Here is an 18797-nt window from a genome sequence, read left to right as displayed (position 1 = left end):
AGCTCGCCGACCGTGAACGACCGCGCCCGACGGCAGCGCGCGTCACACGAGGTGGCGGCGGACCACCTCCGCCGCCGCATCCACGTCGTCCTCGGTGTTGTACACGTGGAAGGCGAGGCGGAGGCGGCCGGCGCGCATCGCCGCCGCGATCCCGGCCTCACGCAGCGTGTCCGGGGTGGCCTCGTCCACGGCGAGGCTCACGATCGCGGAGCCCGCCGGCTCGATACCGACCGCCGCGCAGAACCGGTCGGACAGCCCGACCGCGTGGCGGTGCAGCGCCTCGACCCCGACCTCGGTGAGCAGCTTCATCGACGTCGCCGCCCCCACCCAGGAGTGCCAGGCCGGGGAGACGTCGAACCGCCGCGCGTCGGCCGCGAGCCGCAGCGGCGATCCGTAGATGCTCGTCCACGGGTTCTCCCCCGCGTACCAGTTGGCGGTGTGCGGGATGAGCTCGTCGAGGAACTCCTCCCGCACGGTGAAGAACGCGGTGCCGCGGGGCGTGAGCAGCCACTTGTACCCGCCGCCGACCGTGTAGGCGAAGCGTCCGGCGTCGACCGGCAGCCAGCCGGTGGACTGCGTCGTGTCGAGCAGGACGCGCGTGCCCGTCGCCGCGCAGGCCGCCTCGAGCCCGTCCAGGTCCACCATGCGCCCGTTGCTCGACTGCACCGCGGAGACGGAGACGAGGGTCGTGCGCGGCGTCACGGAATCCGGGATGCGCTCGAGCGGCACCTCCCGCACCGTGACTCCCCGCCGCTCCTGCGCGAGGAAGGGGAACAGGATGCTCGTGAAGTCGCCCTCGGCGGTGAGCACCTCGCTGCCGTCGGGCAGGTTCGCCGCCACGAGGCCGGCGAACACCGACACTTGGCTGCCGACCGCGACGCGACCGCTCGGGACGCCGACCATGTCGGCGTAGTGCGAGCGCGCCTCCTCGAGCGGGATGTCGAAGTCCATGGGGTTCGACGTGCCGTGCCCCCAGTCCTCGAGCACCGAGACCAGCGTGGTGGTGGTGCGCACGGGCGGCAGCCCCAGCGACGCCGTGTTGAGGTAGACGACCTCGGACTCGAACTCCGCCGCCGCCCGCGAGACCCGTGCGGCGCCGTCCCCGTCAACCTCGAAATCCACCATGCCCCCGAGTCTGTCGGTCCGACGGCGGCGGGGTCAAAGGGCGACGGCGCGATTTTCTCCGCGTGCAGAGACGCGGCCCAGCACGAGTGCTGGGGCTAGGCGGACTTCTCCGCGCGGAGCGGCTTGCGCGGCACGATGGTCGGCGCGGCGTTGTCGAGAACCGCGGCGCGAGTCACGACGACACGGGCGACGTGGTCGTCCGACGGGATGTCGAACATGATCGGCCCGAGCACCTCCTCCATGATCGCGCGGAGCCCGCGGGCACCGGTCTGGCGCAGGACCGCGAGGTCGGCGATCGCCTCGAGGGCGCCGTGGTCGAACTCGAGCTCCACGCCGTCCAGCTCGAACATCTTCTGGTACTGGCGCACGAGCGCGTTGCGCGGCGTCGTGAGGATGTCCATGAGCGCGGTGCGGTCGAGCGGCGTGACCGTGGTGACGACGGGGAGGCGACCGATGAACTCGGGGATGAGCCCGAACTTGTGCAGGTCCTCCGGCAGCACCTCGCTGAACAGGTTGAGGTCGTCGCCCTTGCTGTGCAGCGGGGCGCCGAAGCCGATGCCGCGCTTGCCGGCCCGCTGGCTGATGATGTCCTCGAGGCCCGCGAAGGCGCCGGCGACGATGAACAGCACGTTCGTGGTGTCGACCTGGATGAACTCCTGGTGCGGGTGCTTGCGGCCGCCCTGCGGCGGGACGGAGGCAACGGTGCCCTCGATGATCTTGAGCAGCGCCTGCTGCACGCCCTCGCCCGACACGTCCCTCGTGATGGACGGGTTCTCGGCCTTGCGGGCGATCTTGTCGACCTCGTCGATGTAGATGATGCCGGTCTCGGCGCGCTTGACGTCGTAGTCGGCCGCCTGGATGAGCTTCAGCAGGATGTTCTCCACATCCTCGCCCACGTAACCGGCCTCGGTGAGGGCCGTGGCATCCGCTACCGCGAACGGCACGTTGAGCCGCTTGGCCAGCGTCTGCGCGAGGTAGGTCTTGCCGCAGCCGGTGGGGCCGATGAGGAGGATGTTGGACTTCGCCAGTTCGACGTCGTCGCCGAGCGTGTCGGCGGAGGAGATGGTGTTGCGGGCGCGCACCCGCTTGTAGTGGTTGTAGACGGCGACGGACAGGGCACGCTTCGCGGCCTCCTGGCCGATCACGTACTCCTCGAGGAAGCCGTAGATCTCCTTCGGCTTCGGTAGGTCGAACTCGCTCGTCGTCTCGTCGCTCGCCTCGGCAAGTCGCTCCTCGATGATCTCGTTGCATAGCTCGACGCACTCGTCGCAGATGTAGACGCCGGGGCCCGCGATCAGCTGCTGGACCTGCTTCTGGCTCTTGCCGCAGAACGAGCACTTGAGGAGATCAGCGCTTTCTCCGATGCGTGCCATTGGTTCCTCCAACTAGTTCAGCGGCTGCCACGAGCCTAACCCGTGCGGACGACAACGCCGAACCGATGTCGGCGTGTGAAGATTCTTCCGCACGCCCCCTTTCGGGGCATCGGTGGACGGGCCGAGGGACGACGAACGGGACGGCGCCCGAGGGCGGCCGTCCCGTTCGTGGAGTCGCTACTTGACGAGCGCGGGGACGTTCTTGCGCGAGCCGAGCACCTGGTCGATGAGCCCGTAGTCGAGAGCCTCGGCCGCGTTGAGGATCTTGTCGCGGTCGATGTCGCGGTTCACGGTCGCGATGTCGCGGTTCGTGTGCTTCGCGAGGGTCTCCTCGAGCCACACGCGCATGCGCAGGATCTCGGCGGCCTGGATCTCGATGTCCGACGCCTGGCCCTGGCCGGCTCCGCCGAGGGCGGGCTGGTGGATCAGGATGCGGGCGTTGGGCAGCGCCAGGCGCTTGCCGGCCGTTCCGCCGGCGAGCAGCACGGCGGCGGCGGAGGCCGCCTGACCGAGGCAGACGGTCTGGATCTGCGGACGGATGTACTGCATCGTGTCGTAGATCGCCGTCATCGCGGTGAACGAGCCACCGGGCGAGTTGATGTACATGACGATGTCGCGGTCCGGGTCCTGGCTCTCGAGCACGAGGAGCTGGGCCATGACGTCGTCGGCCGACGCGTCGTCCACCTGGACGCCAAGGAAGATGATGCGGTCCTCGAAGAGCTTCGCGTAGGGGTCCTGACGCTTGTAGCCGTATGCCGTGCGCTCCTCGAAGCTGGGGAGGATGTAGCGCGACGACGGGGTGGCCAGGCCGGACCCGCCCGCGGACGGGAGGAAGGAGGGTGTGTTCATGTCTTGTCTGTTCCTAATCTGAGAGGGTCCGGTGCGCCTACTGGTCGGTTCCGCCGCCGCCGGTCACGTCCGCGGCCGAAGCGCGGAGGTGGTCGACGAAGCCGTACTCCAGGGCCTCCTCGGCGCTGAACCAACGGTCGCGGTCGCCGTCCTCATTGATCTGCTCGACCGTCTTGCCGGTCTGGTTCGCCGTGATCTCGGCGAGGCGGCGCTTCATGTCGAGGATGAGCTGAGCCTGGGTCTGGATGTCGGAGGCGGTGCCGCCGAATCCGCCGTGCGGCTGGTGCAGAAGCACGCGAGCGTTCGGCGTGATGTAGCGCTTGCCCTTGGTGCCCGAGGTGAGCAGCAGCTGGCCCATGGAGGCGGCCATGCCGATGCCGACGGTGACGATGTCGTTCGGCACGAACTGCATCGTGTCGTAGATCGCCATGCCGGCGGTGATCGAGCCACCGGGCGAGTTGATGTAGAGGTAGATGTCCCTCTCGGAGTCCTCGGCGGCGAGGAGGAGGATCTTGGCGCAGATCTCGTTCGCGTTCTCGTCGCGCACCTCGGAACCCAGCCAGATGATCCGGTCCTTCAGCAGTCGATCAAAAACACCGGGGACGAGTGTCGGTTCGGCCATTGTGTCGCGCTCCATTCAGTTATCGCTTCGACGTCGAATCTATAGGAGCCGACGAGCGCGTTCGGCCGTGTTCGCCGTGGGCAGATGATGGGCGACAGTCTGCCCGCGCCCGGCGTGTCGCGCGGACGCTCCGCCCTCTGCCGTCCGGCACTCACACGTTCGCTGAGGGTGCCGAAGCACAGCACCATCACGGCCGCTGAGCCATACGGTCGCTGAGCTTGTCGAAGCGACGCGAGGTGCATTGCGTCCCCTCGACCGGCTCAGGGACCGTGGGGTGGCGTCGACCTGCGCTGATCGTTCCGGGAGCTTCGCGAGGAGCGACGGGATGTGGATGGCCGTGCTACCGAAGCGGGCCTGCGTCCCCTGCACGGTTGCTGAGCCATACGGTCGCTGAGCCTGTCAAAGCGACGTGAGGTTTGTCGCGTCCCTTCGACAGGCTCAGGGACCGAGGTGGTGCCGTCGGTCCGCGCTGGTCGTCCCGGAGAGCTTCGCGAGCAGCGACGGAATGTGTATGGCCGGGCTACCGAAGCCGGCCCGCGTCCCCTATACGGTCGCTGAGCCATACGGTCGCTGAGCCTGTCGAAGCGACGCAGGTGAGTCGCGTCCCTTCGACAGGCTCAGGGACCGTGGAACCGGCGTCAGAGAACAAGGGGAGCACGGTCAGCCACCGGGTGGGGCCGGGTCGTGCGAGTGGACAGGGTCTTGCGGTCGGAGGCGGTGTCGGCGGGCGTTCCAGTCCTGGACCGCTCTGCTCTTGGTCGCCAGGTGGCGCCCTTCGCGGGTCGGGCTGATCGATCGTGGCGGGAGCAGTGTGTAATGGCCGCCGGTTCTGGTGATGTCCCAGCCGTGGTTGTGAAGCAGTAGATGGTGGTGCTTGCACAGAAGAACACCGTCGGCGATGTCGGTCTGGCCGTGCTCCCGTTGCCACTGGTTGATGTGGTGGGCCTCGCACCACAACGGTGGCCGGTCGCAGCCGGGCCACATGCACCCGCCGTCCCTGACCGCGAGTCCGATGCGCTGCCGGGTGGTGAAGAGCCGCTGCTCGCGGCCCACGTTTACGCACTGGCCGTCATCATCGAGGACCACGGCCACGGTTCCCGTGGTGCAGACCTCGCGGCGGATCGCACCTATCGAGACCGCCTCGCCGGTGTCCTGTATCGACCCGTGACCTCCGCCGGACTCGAGCGACTCCTTCGTCACAATCACCCGGACCGCGGGTCGTCTCGAGCCGAAGACCCGCCCAGGGTCGGCGTCCGCGCCGATGCGCAGCAGCTCGAGGAACCCGTCGGCTGCGAGCCGCTCGGTCGACCGCGGGTCGTTGACAATCGCGTCGATGCGCGCCCGATCCTCCTCCTTCACGAACCTCGGTCCGCCGCGGCGAGGGTTGGTCAGCTCGTCGAGCACCGACAGGAGGAAGGCGCCGGGCTCTGGTGCGTAGAGGAACCTACCCTCCACCATCCCATCAGGCCGCTTCCACGCCTTGAGGTGCTGCTGCTCCAACTGCGCCTTCTCCCGGTCTGCGACCTCGGTGTCGTTCAGGTCGTCACGGAGCTGGCGCGCTCGGCGGTGCAGCTGTCCAGCAGTGAGGGTCACCGCGTCTTCTAAGAGTTCCCGTGCAGCTTCGGACAGCGACGCGGGCGGTACCGAGTCCGTCGGGAGTCCCAGTCCGGCTCGGATCGCGTCTGCCTGCGCGATCGACACCCTCCCGTCTGTGACCGCGTGGGCGATCGGGGCGTGCCACGGGGTCGGAGGGGCAGGCAGCTCAGGGTGCTCTCGCTTCAGCGTCTCCACCGCGTCGGTCTCTGCAAGCATCTTGCCGACCTCGACGATCGACACCGCCCCACCCTTGGTGGTCCCGGTCATGGCCTCGACCATCGCCTGAGGCGTCCGGTAGCCCTCCTGCTGCGCCAACCCTGCCGAGCCCAGGTCAGGCACCGAGCGGCGGTTCAGTTCACCGGCGATCCAGGCGGAGAAGGTGTCGCAGGACTGTCGCAGGTCGGCGATAGCGTGCAACGCGTTCACCAGATCCTGCTTAGGAAGCGGAGCAAACGCGGCGGGCGAATCGCCCAGGCGCGCGACCGTATCCGCTGTGCGGAGGAGCGTCGCTGCTGGGGTTCCCATAGCACACATTCTAGCATGTCGAAAGTTTCTTCTACGAAGAACTTTGGTTCTGTGGAGAACCTTCCCGCGCCGAGTCGAAGCGGTGGCGAGCGTCCCTTCGACAAGCTCAGGGACCGTCGGGGTCCCCCGCCCGAGTCCGGCTGCCTCCCTTCGACAATCCCAGCACCGTGGACCCCGCGCACGCAGAAGGGCCCGGGATCGTTGCGATCCCGGGCCCTTCTCGTGGTGCGTGTGTTAGTCCTTCTTCGCCTTTGCGCGGGTGCGCTTCGGCTTGGCCTCGGCGGCGGGGGCCTCCTCAGCAGCGGGCTCGTCGGCAGCGGGCTCCTCGGCGGAGGCAGGCGCCTCCTCGGCGGCGGGTGCCTCGACGACGGGCGTCTCCGCGACGTCCGCGGCCGTGGGCTGCGCGACCTCGTCGGCCTCGAGCTCCTCGGCGTCCAGGTCGTCCACCTCGGCGTCGGCGCCAGCACCGGCCTCGACGACGGGCTTCGTGAACTCGGACACGTCGACGGCGTTGCCGTTCTTGTCCACGACGTTGGCGCGGTCGAGCACGATCGCGAGGGCCTTGTTGCGGGCGACCTCACCGACCATCGACGGAATCTGGCCGTTCTCCTGCAGGATCTGCACGAACTCCTGCGGCTGCATGTTGTACTGCTGCGCGCCCTGGATGATGTACTGGCTCAGCTCGTCCTGGCTGACCTTGATCTCTTCCTTCTCGGCGATCGTGTCGAGCAGGAGCTGCGAGCGGAAGCTCTTCTCGCTGGCCTCCTTGACCTCGGCGCGGTGCTCGTCGTCCTCGAGGCGGTTCTCGTTCTCCAGGTGACGGTGCACCTCGTCCTCGACGAGCTTCTCGGGAACGGGGATCTCGACGGACTCGAGCAGCTTGTCCACGATCTGGTCGCGGGCCTCGGTCACCTGACCGAAGACCTTGGACTTCTCGACGGTGCTGCGGAGGTCGGCGCGGAGCTCCTCGAGCGTGTCGAACTCGCTGGCCATCTGGGCGAAGTCGTCGTCGGCGTCGGGAAGCTCGCGCTCCTTGACGGCGATCAGCGTGACGGTGATCTCGGCCTTCTGGCCGGCGCTCTCGCCACCCAGCAGCTCGGACTCGAACGTGGTGGTCTCGCCGGCGCTGAGCGCGTCCAGCGCCTCGTCGATGCCCTCGATGAGCTCGCCGGAGCCGATCTCGTAGGAGATGCCCTTGGCGGAGTCGACCTCGGCGCCGTCGATGGTGGCGACCAGGTCGATCTGCACGAAGTCACCGGTCTTGGCCGGGCGGTCGACGGTGCTGAGCGTGCCGAAGCGGGCGCGGAGGGTGTCGAGCTCCTTCTCGAGCTCCTCGTCCGTCACCTCGACGGGCTCCACCTCGAGGGTCAGGCCCTCGTAGCCGGGGAGCTCGATCTCGGGACGCACGTCCACCTCGATGGCGAGCTGCAGGTCGCCGGAGAAGTCCTTCTTGTTGGGCCACTCCACGACGTCGGCCTCGGGGCGGCCGAGCGGGCGGATCTGCGTCTCCTCGATGGCGGCGCGGTAGAACCCGTCCATGCCCTCGTTGACGGCGTGCTCGATGACGGCCTCGCGACCGACGCGCTGGTCGATGATCGCCGGCGGCACCTTGCCCTTGCGGAAGCCGGGGATGTTGATCTGCTCGGCGATGTGGCCGTAGGCGTGCTCGAGGTGCGGCTTCAAGTCTTCGGCGGTAGCGGAAATGGCGAGCTTGACGCGCGTGGGGCTCAGCTGTTCGACCGTGGTCTTCACGTTGTGGGGATCTCCTGATTCGCGGTGCACGCCCCGGGTGGGACGGCAGGTCTTTGAGGGGTTGTGGTCGGGGCGACAGGACTCGAACCTGCGATCTTCCGCTCCCAAAGCGGACGCGCTAGCCACTACGCTACGCCCCGGACTGTGGCAACAACCCGGCTGGCTTTCCTCCGCTCGAACGCATGCAGAAGCGCGCGTGCGGGCGAAATGGCCTCCGCAAGTCTAGCGGAGGTCCCGGGAGCGCCGTGGTCCGGGCACGCCGGAGGCTGTACTAAGCTGGCTCGCGCACGTCAACGGGCCGGGCTCCTCCACCGAGGGTCCGAACCGGCGAGGCGATCGTCAAGGATCGCGTCCCACGGCGCTGCGGGGATGTAGCTCAATGGTAGAGCCTCAGTCTTCCAAACTGATTACGCGGGTTCGATTCCCGTCATCCCCTCCACACGGAGGCCCCTACAGGTAGCGCGGCGCCCACTTCACCCGGCACTTCCCCCTAGAGGCGCGGCGTCGCTGGGACCACAATGGGCCCGTGGCCGGGGATGGCGCCGTGCCGCCCGAGGACGGGCAGGCACCGGGTTTCGGCGACGGGGTCGCTCCCCCGCCGCCTCCGTCCGTGCGCGCCCAGCTGCTCGCGACTGAGCACTGGGGCCTGCTCGCGGCTCGGTCGTCGACGCAGTCCGAGGTGCTGACCCGCATCACCATGTTCCTGACCCTGGTGTCCGCCGGGCTCGTGAGCCTGGCCCTCATCGGTCAGGCGACGGACTTCTCGGAGGGCTTCGGCATCTTCGCGATCGTCGTGCTGGCCTTCGCGGTCCTGGTCGGCGTGCTCACGCAGATCCGGGTGTTCAACGCCGCCATGGACGACCTCATGTACGTCGTCGCCATGAACCGGCTGCGGGCGGCGTACGCGGAACTGGATCCGGGCATCGAGCGGTACTTCATGGCCTCCACGCACGACGACGCCGCCGGCGTCACACAGACCTACTACTTCCTGGGCTCGCGCCGCACCCAGGTGGCCGGCAGCAGCATGGTGTTCATGGTGGCGGTGAACAGCGCCCTGCTCGCGCTCCTCGTCGCCGCGATCGCCATGGCCCTTGGCGCAACGACGCCCGTGGTGGTCGGCATCGGCGCACTGTGCGGGATCGTGTTCCTGCTGGCGTCGCTGTGGTGGGGGTCGCGGCCCTTCTTCGCCTTCGTGCGCGACGGAGTGCCGATGTTCCCGACGCCCGCCGGCTGACGGCGGAACGGCGGCAAGTCCGGGGCGGGTCAGGTCACGGGATCCGCGACCGCGAGCTCGTCCTCCGCGAGCGGGATGACCGGCGTCCCGGCCACGACGAGGGTGGCACGCTCCCACGGGCGGTCGGCCGCAAGAAAGGGCAACTCCTCGCTCATCCACAGGTCCCAGAACTCGCGGGTCTCGTCCTCGTCGCCATTGACGCCGAGCGTCGCGTCCCGGACCAGGCCCCGCCGTTCCGCCTCGACGAAGTCCGACTGCACCCAGACCGACAGGTCGAGGAAGCCCGTGAGCTCCCGTCGGCTGGCGCCGACGCCCTCGAGGAGCACGAGATCGACCGAGGCCGGCACCTCGATCGCCCCCTCCCGACCGCGGTCCACCCAGGCGGACGGACGGTAGCGCACGCCGAGCCCGGCGTGCAGCGGCACGAGCACCCCGTCGGACATCAGCGGCGCCCAGCCGAAGAAGGACTCGTACCAGGCGACGTCGTCCGTGTGCACGACGGCCACGCTGAGACCGATCGTCTCCGCCGCCGCCTGCAGCCGGACCGTCAGGGTCGTCTTGCCGCCGGCGCTGCGCCCGTCGACCGCCACGATCGCGGGTCGCCCCCGCCGGGGTCCGATCCTCTCGGCGATCACGGCAGCGACGTCGGTGATCCTCTCAGCCCGCCATGACGCCGCTTGCGGCTCATCCTCCGGCAACACGAGTCCCGCGAGGGGTTCCTCCGCCCCGGTGCCGCTCGGCATCGCTTCCACGCCCTTCAGCCTGGCAGCGCCGGGCCACGCGCGCGAGACCGGCGGCGCCCGACCCTTCGGTCAGCCCGCTCAGCCGATGCGGATCGTCCTCGCCACGCTGGGCACGCCGGCGGCGTCGAACGCGAACAGCAGATACGGCCCGGGCACGACGACGCCGGGATCGGTCGGCAGCGTCAGGGTCGCGGTGTTCCCGCTCGTCGACGTGGCGGTCAGCGGGATGCGGCGCTGGTCCGTGTTCACGGTGTGCGTCACCGAGCTCATCCGCACGAGGGCGAAGCGGCTGATGGGAGCCGACGTGGTCACCGCGATGCGGGCGCCGAGCGCGGCCGTCGTCGGCGCCGCGGTGATGCCCGGGCGGGCCTTCGCGCTGCCGTCGGCGTTGAGCAGGTAGGGCGGGGTGAAGATCTCGCCGTTCGGGTGGTTGGTCGCGCAGGTGCCGCACAGCCCGCCGCCGCCCACGAACACCCGGGCGTCCGGGAGCAGCACCGCAACGCTGTGGTACGTGCGCGGCACCGCCATGGGCGCGAGCGAGGTGAACTGCCCCGTGGCGGGGTTCCACAGCTGCGGGGCCATGGCGGCGCCGGTGTCCGTGAACGGCACGGGGCGCGCCTGACCGCCCGCGACGAAGACCTGACCGTCGGGTAGCACCACGCTGCTGGAGTATGCGCGCCGACTCGCCATGTCGCCGACGCGGGTCACCCGCAGGCCGCCGTTGAGGTCGATGGCGTACGCCCGGGCCGTCGCGTCGGCGTTGTCGTACGCCGTCGCTCCGCCGAGAGTGAGGATCTTGCCGACGTCGTACATCACCGCGTTGCCGTTCATCGCGTCTGCGCTGTCCGCCCGGAGCCCGGCCGAGGTGATGGTGCCCGTGCCTGTGGTCGTGATCCAGTTCATCCGTCGGCTCGGTCCGGCGTGGAAGACGCGCCCGCCGGATGCGGCGAACAGCCAGGCGTGATTGTCGGAGCGGTACTCCCCCGCCGGGTCGGCGGTGAGGATCGGCGTGACCGGCACGGTGGAGAGGCGCCGCCAGGCGTTCGTCGCGGGCGACCACACCTCGCCGCCCTTGCCGCCCACCCCGCCGCTCCAGGAGCCGCCGATCGCGAACACCTCACCGGTCGAGAGCGTCACGCTGGACTGGTAGGCGCGCGGCACGACCATGCTCGGTCCGGCCGCCCAGGTGTTGGTCGCCGGGTTGTAAATGGTCGTGCTGGCCGCGTTGCTGCCGCCGTTGACGAGGAGGCGCCCGTCGGCGAGGAGCGACGTGCCGGGGCAGAACATGTCGTGTCCCGTGTTCACCTGGGTGGGCCCGCTCACGGCACCGGTGTTGAGGTCGAGGATCGCGGTCTGCGTGTACCCGCGGCTGCCGCCGAACTGGTACCGGTCGTACGCCGACCAGGTCATGATGCGGTTGCCGGGAAGCACCGCCGCGGCCGCCGGAACGATCGGGAAACCGATCGTCGGCCCCCAACTGCCCGCCGAGGGCCCGGGCGTTCCGCCTCCCCGGCCGAGGACATTGATCTCCGCGGCGCTGCTCCACACCCCGCGGTTGCCGGCCTCGCTCCTGGCGGTCAGCCGCACGTACCGGGCGGACACGGACGTGAACGACACGCTCTTCTCGGCGCTCGTGTCGGCCCAGGTGCCAGAGGCGACGGGAGCACTCCAGGTGGTTCCGTCCGCGCTCACCGTGATCGTGTACGACCCGATCCGCCCGTTCGCGTTAGTGGACGGGCGGGGCAGGTAGCGCAGGCCGGACACCTGCTGCGTCGCGCGCATGTCGATCGTCAGCGTGTGCGGCAGGGGAAGCGCGGAGGGCGAGTACTGGCTGTGCCAGATGCTCGCGGCGTTGCCGTCGAGCACATTCTGTGCCCGGCCGTTCTCCGCGACCGTCTCCTGGTCGCTCGCCGTGGCCACCCAGCCCGTCCGAGGCAGCACGGCGTCCACCGGGGCGGCAACGTCGGCGAGGAGATTCAGCTCGGCGGCGCTGGTCCACGGGCCGCGGTTGCCCGCCTCGGTGAGAGCCCGGAGGCGCACGTAACGCGTCTGCACGGAGGCGAAGGTCGCGGTCTTCTGCACCGCGTCGTCCGCCCACGTGCCCGTCGCGAGCGCGGCACCCCAGGTGACGCCCTCCGCGCTCGCGTGCACTTCGTAACGGCCGATCCGCCCGTTGGCGCTGCCCGAGCGGGGCAGGTAGCTGAGCCCGGAGACGGCCCGGGTCGCGTGCATGTCGACGGTGATGGAATGCGGCAACGGCGCCGCGGTGCCGCTCCACCTGCTGTGCCAGATGGTGGAGGCGTTGCCGTCGAGCACGTTCACCGCCCGGCCGTTCTCACCCACCGTCTCCTCGTCGCTCGCCGTGACGGTCCAGCCGGTGCGCGGAAGAGGCGCCGACGTCGCCGCGAACGCGGCCTCGGGCAGGTCTGCGGCGTGGAAATGCTCGGCAGGCTCGGATCCGCCGTCCGCGCGCGGGATGACGCCGCCCCGCCCGGCGCCCTCGCCCGGCCCCGGCGCGGCCGGATCTGCGCCGTGCGCGGTCGCGGCGGTGGCGGCCCCAGCATGTGCGTCGGCGACATGCGCATCGTCGCCACCACCCCGGCCGTCGAGTTGCGGGAAGACGTAGACGAATCCGAAGAGCACGATGCAGACCAGGGCGAAGGCCAGTCTGGTGACGTTTGCGAGCGGACTGCCGATCATGTTCGTGCCTGCTTCCACGCGACGGTGCGTATGAGGCAGTGATACCGCAGAACCGGGCTCAGGCGCCAGCCGTTCGTGAGGATTCCTCGCAAGAGCTACGACCCGACGCGAACCGCGGTCATGCATTTGACAAGTGACGCCGTCGTGCGTGCAATATATTGCATGCGATCGGTTTTCGAGCCGGCGTAAGCGCGCCGCACCGGGCGCTCGCAACTCCAGACCTCACTCTTAGGGAGCACCATGCCGCTGTCCGACTTCGAGCGTTACCCCCTCACCTTCGGGCCGTCGCCCATGCACCCGCTGACGCGGCTCAGCGAACACCTCGGTGGCGCCCGGATCTGGGCGAAGCGAGAGGATGTGAACAGCGGCCTGGCCTACGGCGGCAACAAGACGCGCAAGCTCGAGTACCTCGTGCCGGACGCCCTCGCGCAGGGCGCCGACACCCTCGTCTCCATCGGCGGCCTCCAGTCGAACCACACCCGTCAGGTCGCCGCCGTGGCGGCGAAGCTCGGTCTCAAGGCGGTGCTGGTGCAGGAGAACTGGGTGGACTGGCCGGACTCGCTCAACGACCGCGTGGGAAACATCCTGCTGTCCCGCATCATGGGCGCCGAGGTGCGCCTCGACCCCGCGGGCTTCGGCATCGGCATCAAGAGCAGCTGGCAGAAGGCGATCGACGACGTGCGCGAGCGCGGCGGCACCCCCTATGCCATCCCGGCCGGCGCGTCGGATCACCGGCTCGGCGGCCTCGGCTTCGCCAACTGGGCGTACGAGGTGGAGCAGCAGGAACGCGAGCTCGGCGTGTTCTTCGACACCATCGTCGTCTGCAGCGTCACCGGGTCGACGCACGCCGGCATGATCGCGGGTTTCGCCGGTCAGGATCGCCCGCGCAGGGTCATCGGCATCGACGCGTCGGCGAAGATCGACGAGACGCGCGAGCAGGTGGCCCGCATCGCGCGGAACACCGCCGCCCTCATCGGCCTGGACCGCGACCTGAGCGACGACGAGATCACCGTGCTCGAGGGCTGGGCGGGCGACTACTACGGCATCCCGGTCGAGTCGACGCTGGAGGCGATGCGGCTGAGCGGCGGGCTCGAGGGCATGATCATCGACCCCGTGTACGAGGGGAAGTCCATGGCGGGCCTCATCGACCTCGTGACGTCCGGGGACATCCCGAAGGACAGCACGGTGCTGTACGCCCATCTCGGCGGACAGCCCGCGATCAACGCGTACAGCGCCCTCTTCCGCTGATCCCAGCCCACTGTTGCGAGCCCAGCGATCCAAGCCTGGGCCCGGAGCCGGCGGGTCAGCCGCGCCAGCCGGCGCCGCCCCTTCGGAGGAGGCGAAAGCAGGTCAGGCGGAGGTGCCCGCCAGCTCGGGCTCCGGCACGGCCCAGAGCCCGCGCGGGCTGTACGCAGTCTTGGTGAGCACGTCGATCCACTCCGGGTTGAGCTTGTCGTGCCGCGTGCCGTCGTAGCGGAAGTAGAGCTGCGAGGCCTGCGAGATCCAGATGGTCCCGTGCGCGGCGTTCGGGTGCATGATGTCCTCGCCGACCCCGGGCTCGGCGTCCCAGTTGAAGGCGAAGGGCTCGTCCCTCCGCAGCTTCATGATGATCACGGCCTGCAGGTGCTTGAGGGTGCGGTCCTCGATCGAAATGGCCGGCGCTGCGCCGTACACGAGCGTCCCCATGACGTCGGTCCTTCCTGGTTGATCCTGGTCACCCGGAAGGTATCACGCCGTGGGCTCAGCGTTGCATCCAGGCGAGCACCGCGAGCACCCGCCGGTGGTCGGATCCCGAGTCCTCGAGCGCGAGCTTCGCGAAGATCGACGTGACGTGCTTCTCGACCGCTCCGACGCCGACGAACATCTTCGCCGCGATGCCGGCGTTCGTGCGCCCCTCGGCCATGAGCTGCAGCACCTCGCGCTCGCGGGCGGTGAGGGTGGCGAGCGGGTCGTTCCGGCGGCCGAGCAGCTGGCTGACGACCTGCGGGTCGAGCACCGTGCCGCCGGCGGCGATGCGGGTGACCGCGTCCTTCAATTCGTCGAGCGAGCTGACGCGGTCCTTCAGCAGGTACCCCATGCCGCCCGTGCCCGCCGAGAGCAGCTCCTGGGCGTAGGTGCCCTCCACGTACTGGCTGAGCAGCAGCACGCCCAGCCGCGGCATCCGGCGGCGCAGCTCGATCGCCGCTCGCACGCCCTCGTCCCGGAACGTGGGCGGCATCCGCACGTCGAGGACGGCGAGATCCGGGGTCAGCCCTTGCACGCCGGCCAGGAGGTCGTCGGCGTTGCCGTAGGCCGCGACGGTCTCGAACCCGGCCTCGTCGAACAGCCGCACCAGCCCCTCGCGCAGGAGCACGGAATCCTCCGCGAGCACGAGACGCAACGGGGGTGCCGGGCTGATCGGAGCGCTCACCCCACCAGCCTAGGGCCGGCGTCGCCGCCGGCCCCTCAGCCGCAACCCGGACTCGACCGCTCGATCCGGCCGCTCAGCCGGTCCCTCGGCGGGCCCGTCAGATCAGCGGCGGATGAGCGGGCGGCGGCACGGGGATGTGTGCCGCCAGGACGGAGGGCCCACCCGCGGGGCTGTCGACCGTGAGCACCCCGCGCAGCCCGCGGAGCCGATCGGCCAGCCCGGCGAGGCCGTGCCCGGGGACGAGCGCCGCTCCCCCGCGCCCGTTGTCCGTCACGGTGATGTCGAGCCAGCGGCCGCCGTCCTCGCTCTGTCGTAGCGCTGAGTGCAGCACGGAGTCGGTGGCGCCGGAATGCTTGGCGACGTTCGCGAGCAGTTCGGCGGCGACGAAGTAGGCGTTGCGCTCGATCTCCGGGGGCAGCGCCGCGGCCGGGTCGAGGTCGGTGGACACGCGCACCGGCACGGCGCTGGTCGCGGCCAGGGAGGCGAGCCCTGCCACCAGCCCGCGGTCCTGCAGGATGGGCGGCGCGAAGCCCCGGGACAGGGCGCGCAGCTCCTCGAGCGTGTCGCGGGACTGCTGCATGGCCTCGCCGAGCAGGCGGCGTGCGCCGTCGGGGTCCGTCTCGAGCCGGCGTTCGGCGCTCGCGAGGTCCATCTGCAGACGCACCAGGCGCTGCTGCGGGCCGTCGTGGATGTCCCGCTCGAGCCGGCGGAGCGACTGGTCCTCGGCGACGAGCGCCGCCCCCCGCGAGGCGCTGAGGTCGGCGACCTCGCGCTGCAGGAACTCAGACCGCCAGGCGCCGAGCATGCTGCGGCCGATCACGTCGTGCAGGAGGGTGAACCCGCGCGTCACCAGCGGCAGGCTGGCCAGGAAGAACAGTCCCACGAGCAGGAAGAAGAGATTCTCGAGCACGCCGGGCTCGAGGGCGCGCTCGACAGCGGGCACGGCGTCCGGGGAGAACCAGCCGAGCACGACCCGGTAGAGCCAGAAGTCGCCACGGTCGCCGTCGGGCACGAACGCGTCCCAGATCCAGTACGTCGTGCCGCTCAGGCCGATGGTGAGCCAGGTGAACGTGATCGTCCAGGTGACGAGGCTCACGAGGAAGTTCACCACGATCGCGTGCAGCAGGTGCAGCCAGTAATGCCCGTTCGCGAGCACCCGCAGCAGGGCGGGCCAGAAGCCGACGGCGTCCCCCGCCCGGGTCCACAGCGGCCGCGAGATGGCGGGGCGGCCCGCCCACTCCAGGCGCGCCATCTCCAGCGTGCCGAACGCCCGGGCGACGATGAGGGCGCCGATCACGAGGAACACGCCGACGAACACGGCGAGGAGGCTGAGCCCGGTCGAGAACAGCGTCAGCACGACGGTGAACGACACCAGCGCCAGCGGCAGCGCGAGGAGCAGGAAACCGAGCTCCCGGGGGACCGATCGCCACAGGCCGAGGTACGTCGTGCGGCGCTCGGCGGCGGCCGGGGATGCGGGAGAGGCGGGGATCGCGGGGGCGGGTGTGTCAGTCACGGCACAAGCGTCTCAGAACGACCCGGCCGGGTCGCGGGGGTTCGCCCCCGCCTTCGCCGGGGCCAACCCACCCGTCCCGGTGGGGTCCGTCCGAGGGTCGAGCGACGCCGGATGCGGTGCCTCCCGAGGTCGCGCCTCCCGAGTCCCGCCACCGTCCCGACCGTGCGGGCAGCGGGCGGCGTGACCGCGAGGTCGCGGGCGGTGGGCGGTGGGTTCAGAGCGCGTCGTGGGTGAGGCGCCCGCCGAGCAGGGTCGCGGCGACGGGCATCGCCGTGAACTCCTCGAGGCTCGCGGTGAACGGATCCGCATCGAGCACGGCCAGGTCCGCCACAGCCCCGGCCTGGACCGCGGTGATCCGCGTGGACGCCTCGAGCGCCGCCTGCACGGAGATCGCCTGCTCGGGATGCCAGGGCGGCAGGCCGTCGCGGGTGCGCCAGACCGCCGCCGCCATGGTGCGCCACGGGTCGAGGGGCGACACCGGGGCGTCGGATCCCAGAGCCAGCGTCGCGCCGGCCGCCGCCAGGCTGGCGAGCACGAAGGCACGGTCGGTGCGCCCCGCCCAGTAGGCGTCCGCGACGTCGCGGTCGTCGAGCGCGTGGTCCGGCTGCACGCTGGCCACGACGCCGAGCTCGGCGAAGCGGGGCACGTCGGCCCAGGTCAGCAGCTGGGCGTGCTCGATCGAGCCGCGGGCACCCGTGGCCGCGAAGGCGTCCAGCGCGAGGCTGTTCGCCTCGTCGCCGATGGCGTGGACCGCGCAGGCCAGGCCGGCGCGGGTGGCCACGGCCATCCAGTCGATCAGGTCGTCGGTCGGCACCGTGAGGAGCCCGCGCGGATGCTCGGGCGAGCCGCCCGGGTACTCGTCCACGCAGTAGGCGGTGCGGGTGTTCAGCGACCCGTCCGTGATCACCTTGAACGGACCGACGCTGACGAGGCCCCCGGTGCCCTCGACGACCGCACCGGAGCGCAGCCCGAGCGACACCGCCCGGTCGAGGTGCTGGCGGTAGGTGCCGAACTCGACGCGGAGGTCGCGCTGGCCGCCGGCCACCCGCCGCACCCACGTGTCGAGGTTCCAGGTCATCTCCAGGTCGACGACACCGACCACGCCGCGGGCGGCCGCCGCGGCGGATGCCTCCCGCGCCCAGGCGTCGAGCGTGTCGTCCGGCACGACGTCGAGGCGGCGGACGACCTCGAACGCATCCTCCTCGCGCAGCAGACCGGTCTCCGTCGCGCCCGCGTACCCGTAGCGCTGCAGGGCCGCGGAGTTGAGCCAGACGCTGTGCAGGTCGCCGCTCAGCAGCACGACCGGGGTGCCCGGCAGCGCGGCGTCGAGCAGCGGCAGGGACGGCGCGTCGGGCCAGAGCGCGTCCCGGAAGCCGTAGCCCACCACGGGTGACCCGGGCGACGCCGTGCCCTCCCCCGCCGCGGCGACCATCCGCGCGGCCTCGGCCGCGGAGGTCGCCGACTCGACGTTGATGCGGCGGCGTGCCAGCGTCCACTGGCTGAAGTGCACGTGGTTGTCCCAGAGGCCGGGAATGACGATGCGGCCATCCAGCTGCAGGTGCCGGTGCCGCCCGGTGGCCGCCGCCGCGCTGCCCGGCCCGACCGCGGCGATGCGGCCGCTCTCGATCACGACGTCCACCGGCTCCGCGCCCGACGCGAGCCGGGCGTCGAGCAGCACGAGGCCGTCCTCCTCCTCGGCGGCCCGCCCTGCGGCGCCGCCCGGAACCGCCGCGCTCACCGGTCGAGTCCGTGGGCCAGGCGCATCTCGCGCGCCAGCTCTGGGTTCGCGTACTCCTCGCCGTGCTCGAGGCGGTCGATCACCGTGTGCACGACCTCGGCGGTCTTGTTCTGGCTGAGCTTCGCCTTCGCGGTGAAGCGGGTCGCGGTGAGCCGGAAGCCCACCGTGCCCTTCACGATCCGCTTGGCGTACTCGGCGGAGTCCGCCAGGCGCCGGGGGTTCGGCATCCGGTCCTCGAAGCGGTCCACGAGCAGGCCGAGCACGCGATAGTTCTCCTCGTCGGTCAGGATCTCGGGCACGCCGTAGAGGTGCGCGGCCAGGAAGTTCCAGGTGGGCACGGCCGGGCCCTCGCCGTACCAGCCGGGCGACACGTAGCCGTGCGGGCCCTGCACGATGAGCAGCACCTCGTGCCGGCCCAGTTCGTGCAGCCCCTCGTCCGGCCGGCCCACGTGGCTGAGCACGGAGATGCCCTCATGCTCCTCGTCGAGGATGACCGGGTAGTGCGAGGCGACCAGACCGTCCGCGGTGTGGCTCACCAGAACGACCCACGGGTTCTCGCGGATCCACCGCTTCACCTCGTCCGGGTCCTCCATCGCGAAGGACGGGTTGCTCCTCAC

The 18797-nt window shown here is 70.5% G+C and carries 15 protein-coding genes and 2 tRNA genes; 3 read left to right on the top strand and 14 right to left on the bottom strand.

Annotation, left to right across the window (positions count from 1 at the left end):
- Positions 1–42: 42 nt before the first annotated feature.
- The 7 genes from DAI20_RS11685 to DAI20_RS11655 form a co-directional block, all read right to left on the bottom strand.
- Positions 43–1125, bottom strand: coding sequence for an aminotransferase class V-fold PLP-dependent enzyme (locus DAI20_RS11685; protein ID WP_108250998.1), 1083 nt, complete (start codon positions 1123–1125; stop codon positions 43–45).
- 95 nt (positions 1126–1220) lie between these two features.
- On the bottom strand, positions 1221–2498 hold the full coding sequence (clpX, locus tag DAI20_RS11680; protein WP_108250996.1) for an ATP-dependent Clp protease ATP-binding subunit ClpX: 1278 nt from the start codon (positions 2496–2498) through the stop codon (positions 1221–1223).
- 177 nt (positions 2499–2675) lie between these two features.
- Positions 2676–3347 (bottom strand): ATP-dependent Clp protease proteolytic subunit, encoded by a 672-nt coding sequence (locus DAI20_RS11675; protein ID WP_108250995.1) that lies wholly within the window; start codon positions 3345–3347, stop codon positions 2676–2678.
- A 37-nt stretch (positions 3348–3384) separates the two neighbouring features.
- Positions 3385–3969, bottom strand: coding sequence for an ATP-dependent Clp protease proteolytic subunit (locus DAI20_RS11670; protein ID WP_108250993.1), 585 nt, complete (start codon positions 3967–3969; stop codon positions 3385–3387).
- Positions 3970–4629: 660 nt separating this feature from the next.
- A complete protein-coding gene (locus DAI20_RS11665; protein ID WP_159085020.1) occupies positions 4630–6090 on the bottom strand; it encodes an HNH endonuclease signature motif containing protein in 1461 nt (486 codons plus the stop codon).
- Between the two features lie 234 nt (positions 6091–6324).
- On the bottom strand, positions 6325–7842 hold the full coding sequence (gene tig / locus DAI20_RS11660; RefSeq protein WP_159085019.1) for a trigger factor: 1518 nt from the start codon (positions 7840–7842) through the stop codon (positions 6325–6327).
- A 64-nt stretch (positions 7843–7906) separates the two neighbouring features.
- Positions 7907–7982: transfer RNA gene (locus DAI20_RS11655), tRNA-Pro, on the bottom strand.
- A gap of 225 nt (positions 7983–8207) precedes the next feature.
- On the opposite strand from DAI20_RS11655, the gene DAI20_RS11650 reads away from it, so the two are divergent.
- Both DAI20_RS11650 and DAI20_RS11645 read left to right on the top strand, forming a co-directional pair.
- Positions 8208–8281 (top strand) — tRNA-Gly (locus tag DAI20_RS11650).
- An 87-nt stretch (positions 8282–8368) separates the two neighbouring features.
- A complete protein-coding gene (locus DAI20_RS11645; protein WP_438501985.1) occupies positions 8369–9076 on the top strand; it encodes a hypothetical protein in 708 nt (235 codons plus the stop codon).
- A 29-nt stretch (positions 9077–9105) separates the two neighbouring features.
- On the opposite strand, the gene DAI20_RS11640 is transcribed toward DAI20_RS11645, so the two are convergent.
- Positions 9106–9828: a uridine kinase family protein gene (locus DAI20_RS11640; RefSeq protein WP_205781431.1), complete on the bottom strand. Its 723-nt coding sequence runs from the start codon at positions 9826–9828 to the stop codon at positions 9106–9108.
- Between the two features lie 69 nt (positions 9829–9897).
- Complete coding sequence (locus DAI20_RS11635; protein WP_205781430.1) at positions 9898–12537, bottom strand: galactose oxidase family protein; 2640 nt, start codon at positions 12535–12537, stop codon at positions 9898–9900.
- 222 nt (positions 12538–12759) lie between these two features.
- On the opposite strand from DAI20_RS11635, the gene DAI20_RS11630 reads away from it, so the two are divergent.
- Complete coding sequence (locus DAI20_RS11630; protein WP_108250983.1) at positions 12760–13767, top strand: 1-aminocyclopropane-1-carboxylate deaminase; 1008 nt, start codon at positions 12760–12762, stop codon at positions 13765–13767.
- Positions 13768–13869: 102 nt separating this feature from the next.
- On the opposite strand, the gene DAI20_RS11625 is transcribed toward DAI20_RS11630, so the two are convergent.
- The 5 genes from DAI20_RS11625 to DAI20_RS11605 all read right to left on the bottom strand — a co-directional run bounded on the left by DAI20_RS11625 (position 13870) and on the right by DAI20_RS11605 (position 18797).
- Positions 13870–14205, bottom strand: coding sequence for a DUF7882 family protein (locus tag DAI20_RS11625; protein ID WP_108250981.1), 336 nt, complete (start codon positions 14203–14205; stop codon positions 13870–13872).
- A 55-nt stretch (positions 14206–14260) separates the two neighbouring features.
- A complete protein-coding gene (locus DAI20_RS11620) occupies positions 14261–14929 on the bottom strand; it encodes a response regulator (protein WP_108250979.1) in 669 nt (222 codons plus the stop codon).
- A 97-nt stretch (positions 14930–15026) separates the two neighbouring features.
- Positions 15027–16442 carry a sensor histidine kinase gene (locus tag DAI20_RS11615; protein WP_240606050.1) on the bottom strand — a complete coding sequence of 472 codons (1416 nt, stop codon included), beginning with the start codon at positions 16440–16442 and terminating at the stop codon, positions 15027–15029.
- Positions 16443–16656: 214 nt separating this feature from the next.
- On the bottom strand, positions 16657–18180 hold the full coding sequence (locus DAI20_RS11610) for an amidohydrolase (RefSeq protein ID WP_240606049.1): 1524 nt from the start codon (positions 18178–18180) through the stop codon (positions 16657–16659).
- A complete protein-coding gene (locus DAI20_RS11605) occupies positions 18177–18797 on the bottom strand; it encodes an FMN-binding negative transcriptional regulator (RefSeq protein ID WP_108250977.1) in 621 nt (206 codons plus the stop codon). Before DAI20_RS11605 ends, DAI20_RS11610 begins: the two co-directional genes overlap by 4 nt.

Origin of the sequence: Planctomonas deserti (assembly GCF_003067705.1) — a bacterium.
GTDB classification, from domain to species: Bacteria; Actinomycetota; Actinomycetes; order Actinomycetales; family Microbacteriaceae; genus Planctomonas; species Planctomonas deserti.
This window is presented reverse-complemented; position numbering and strand designations above follow the sequence as displayed.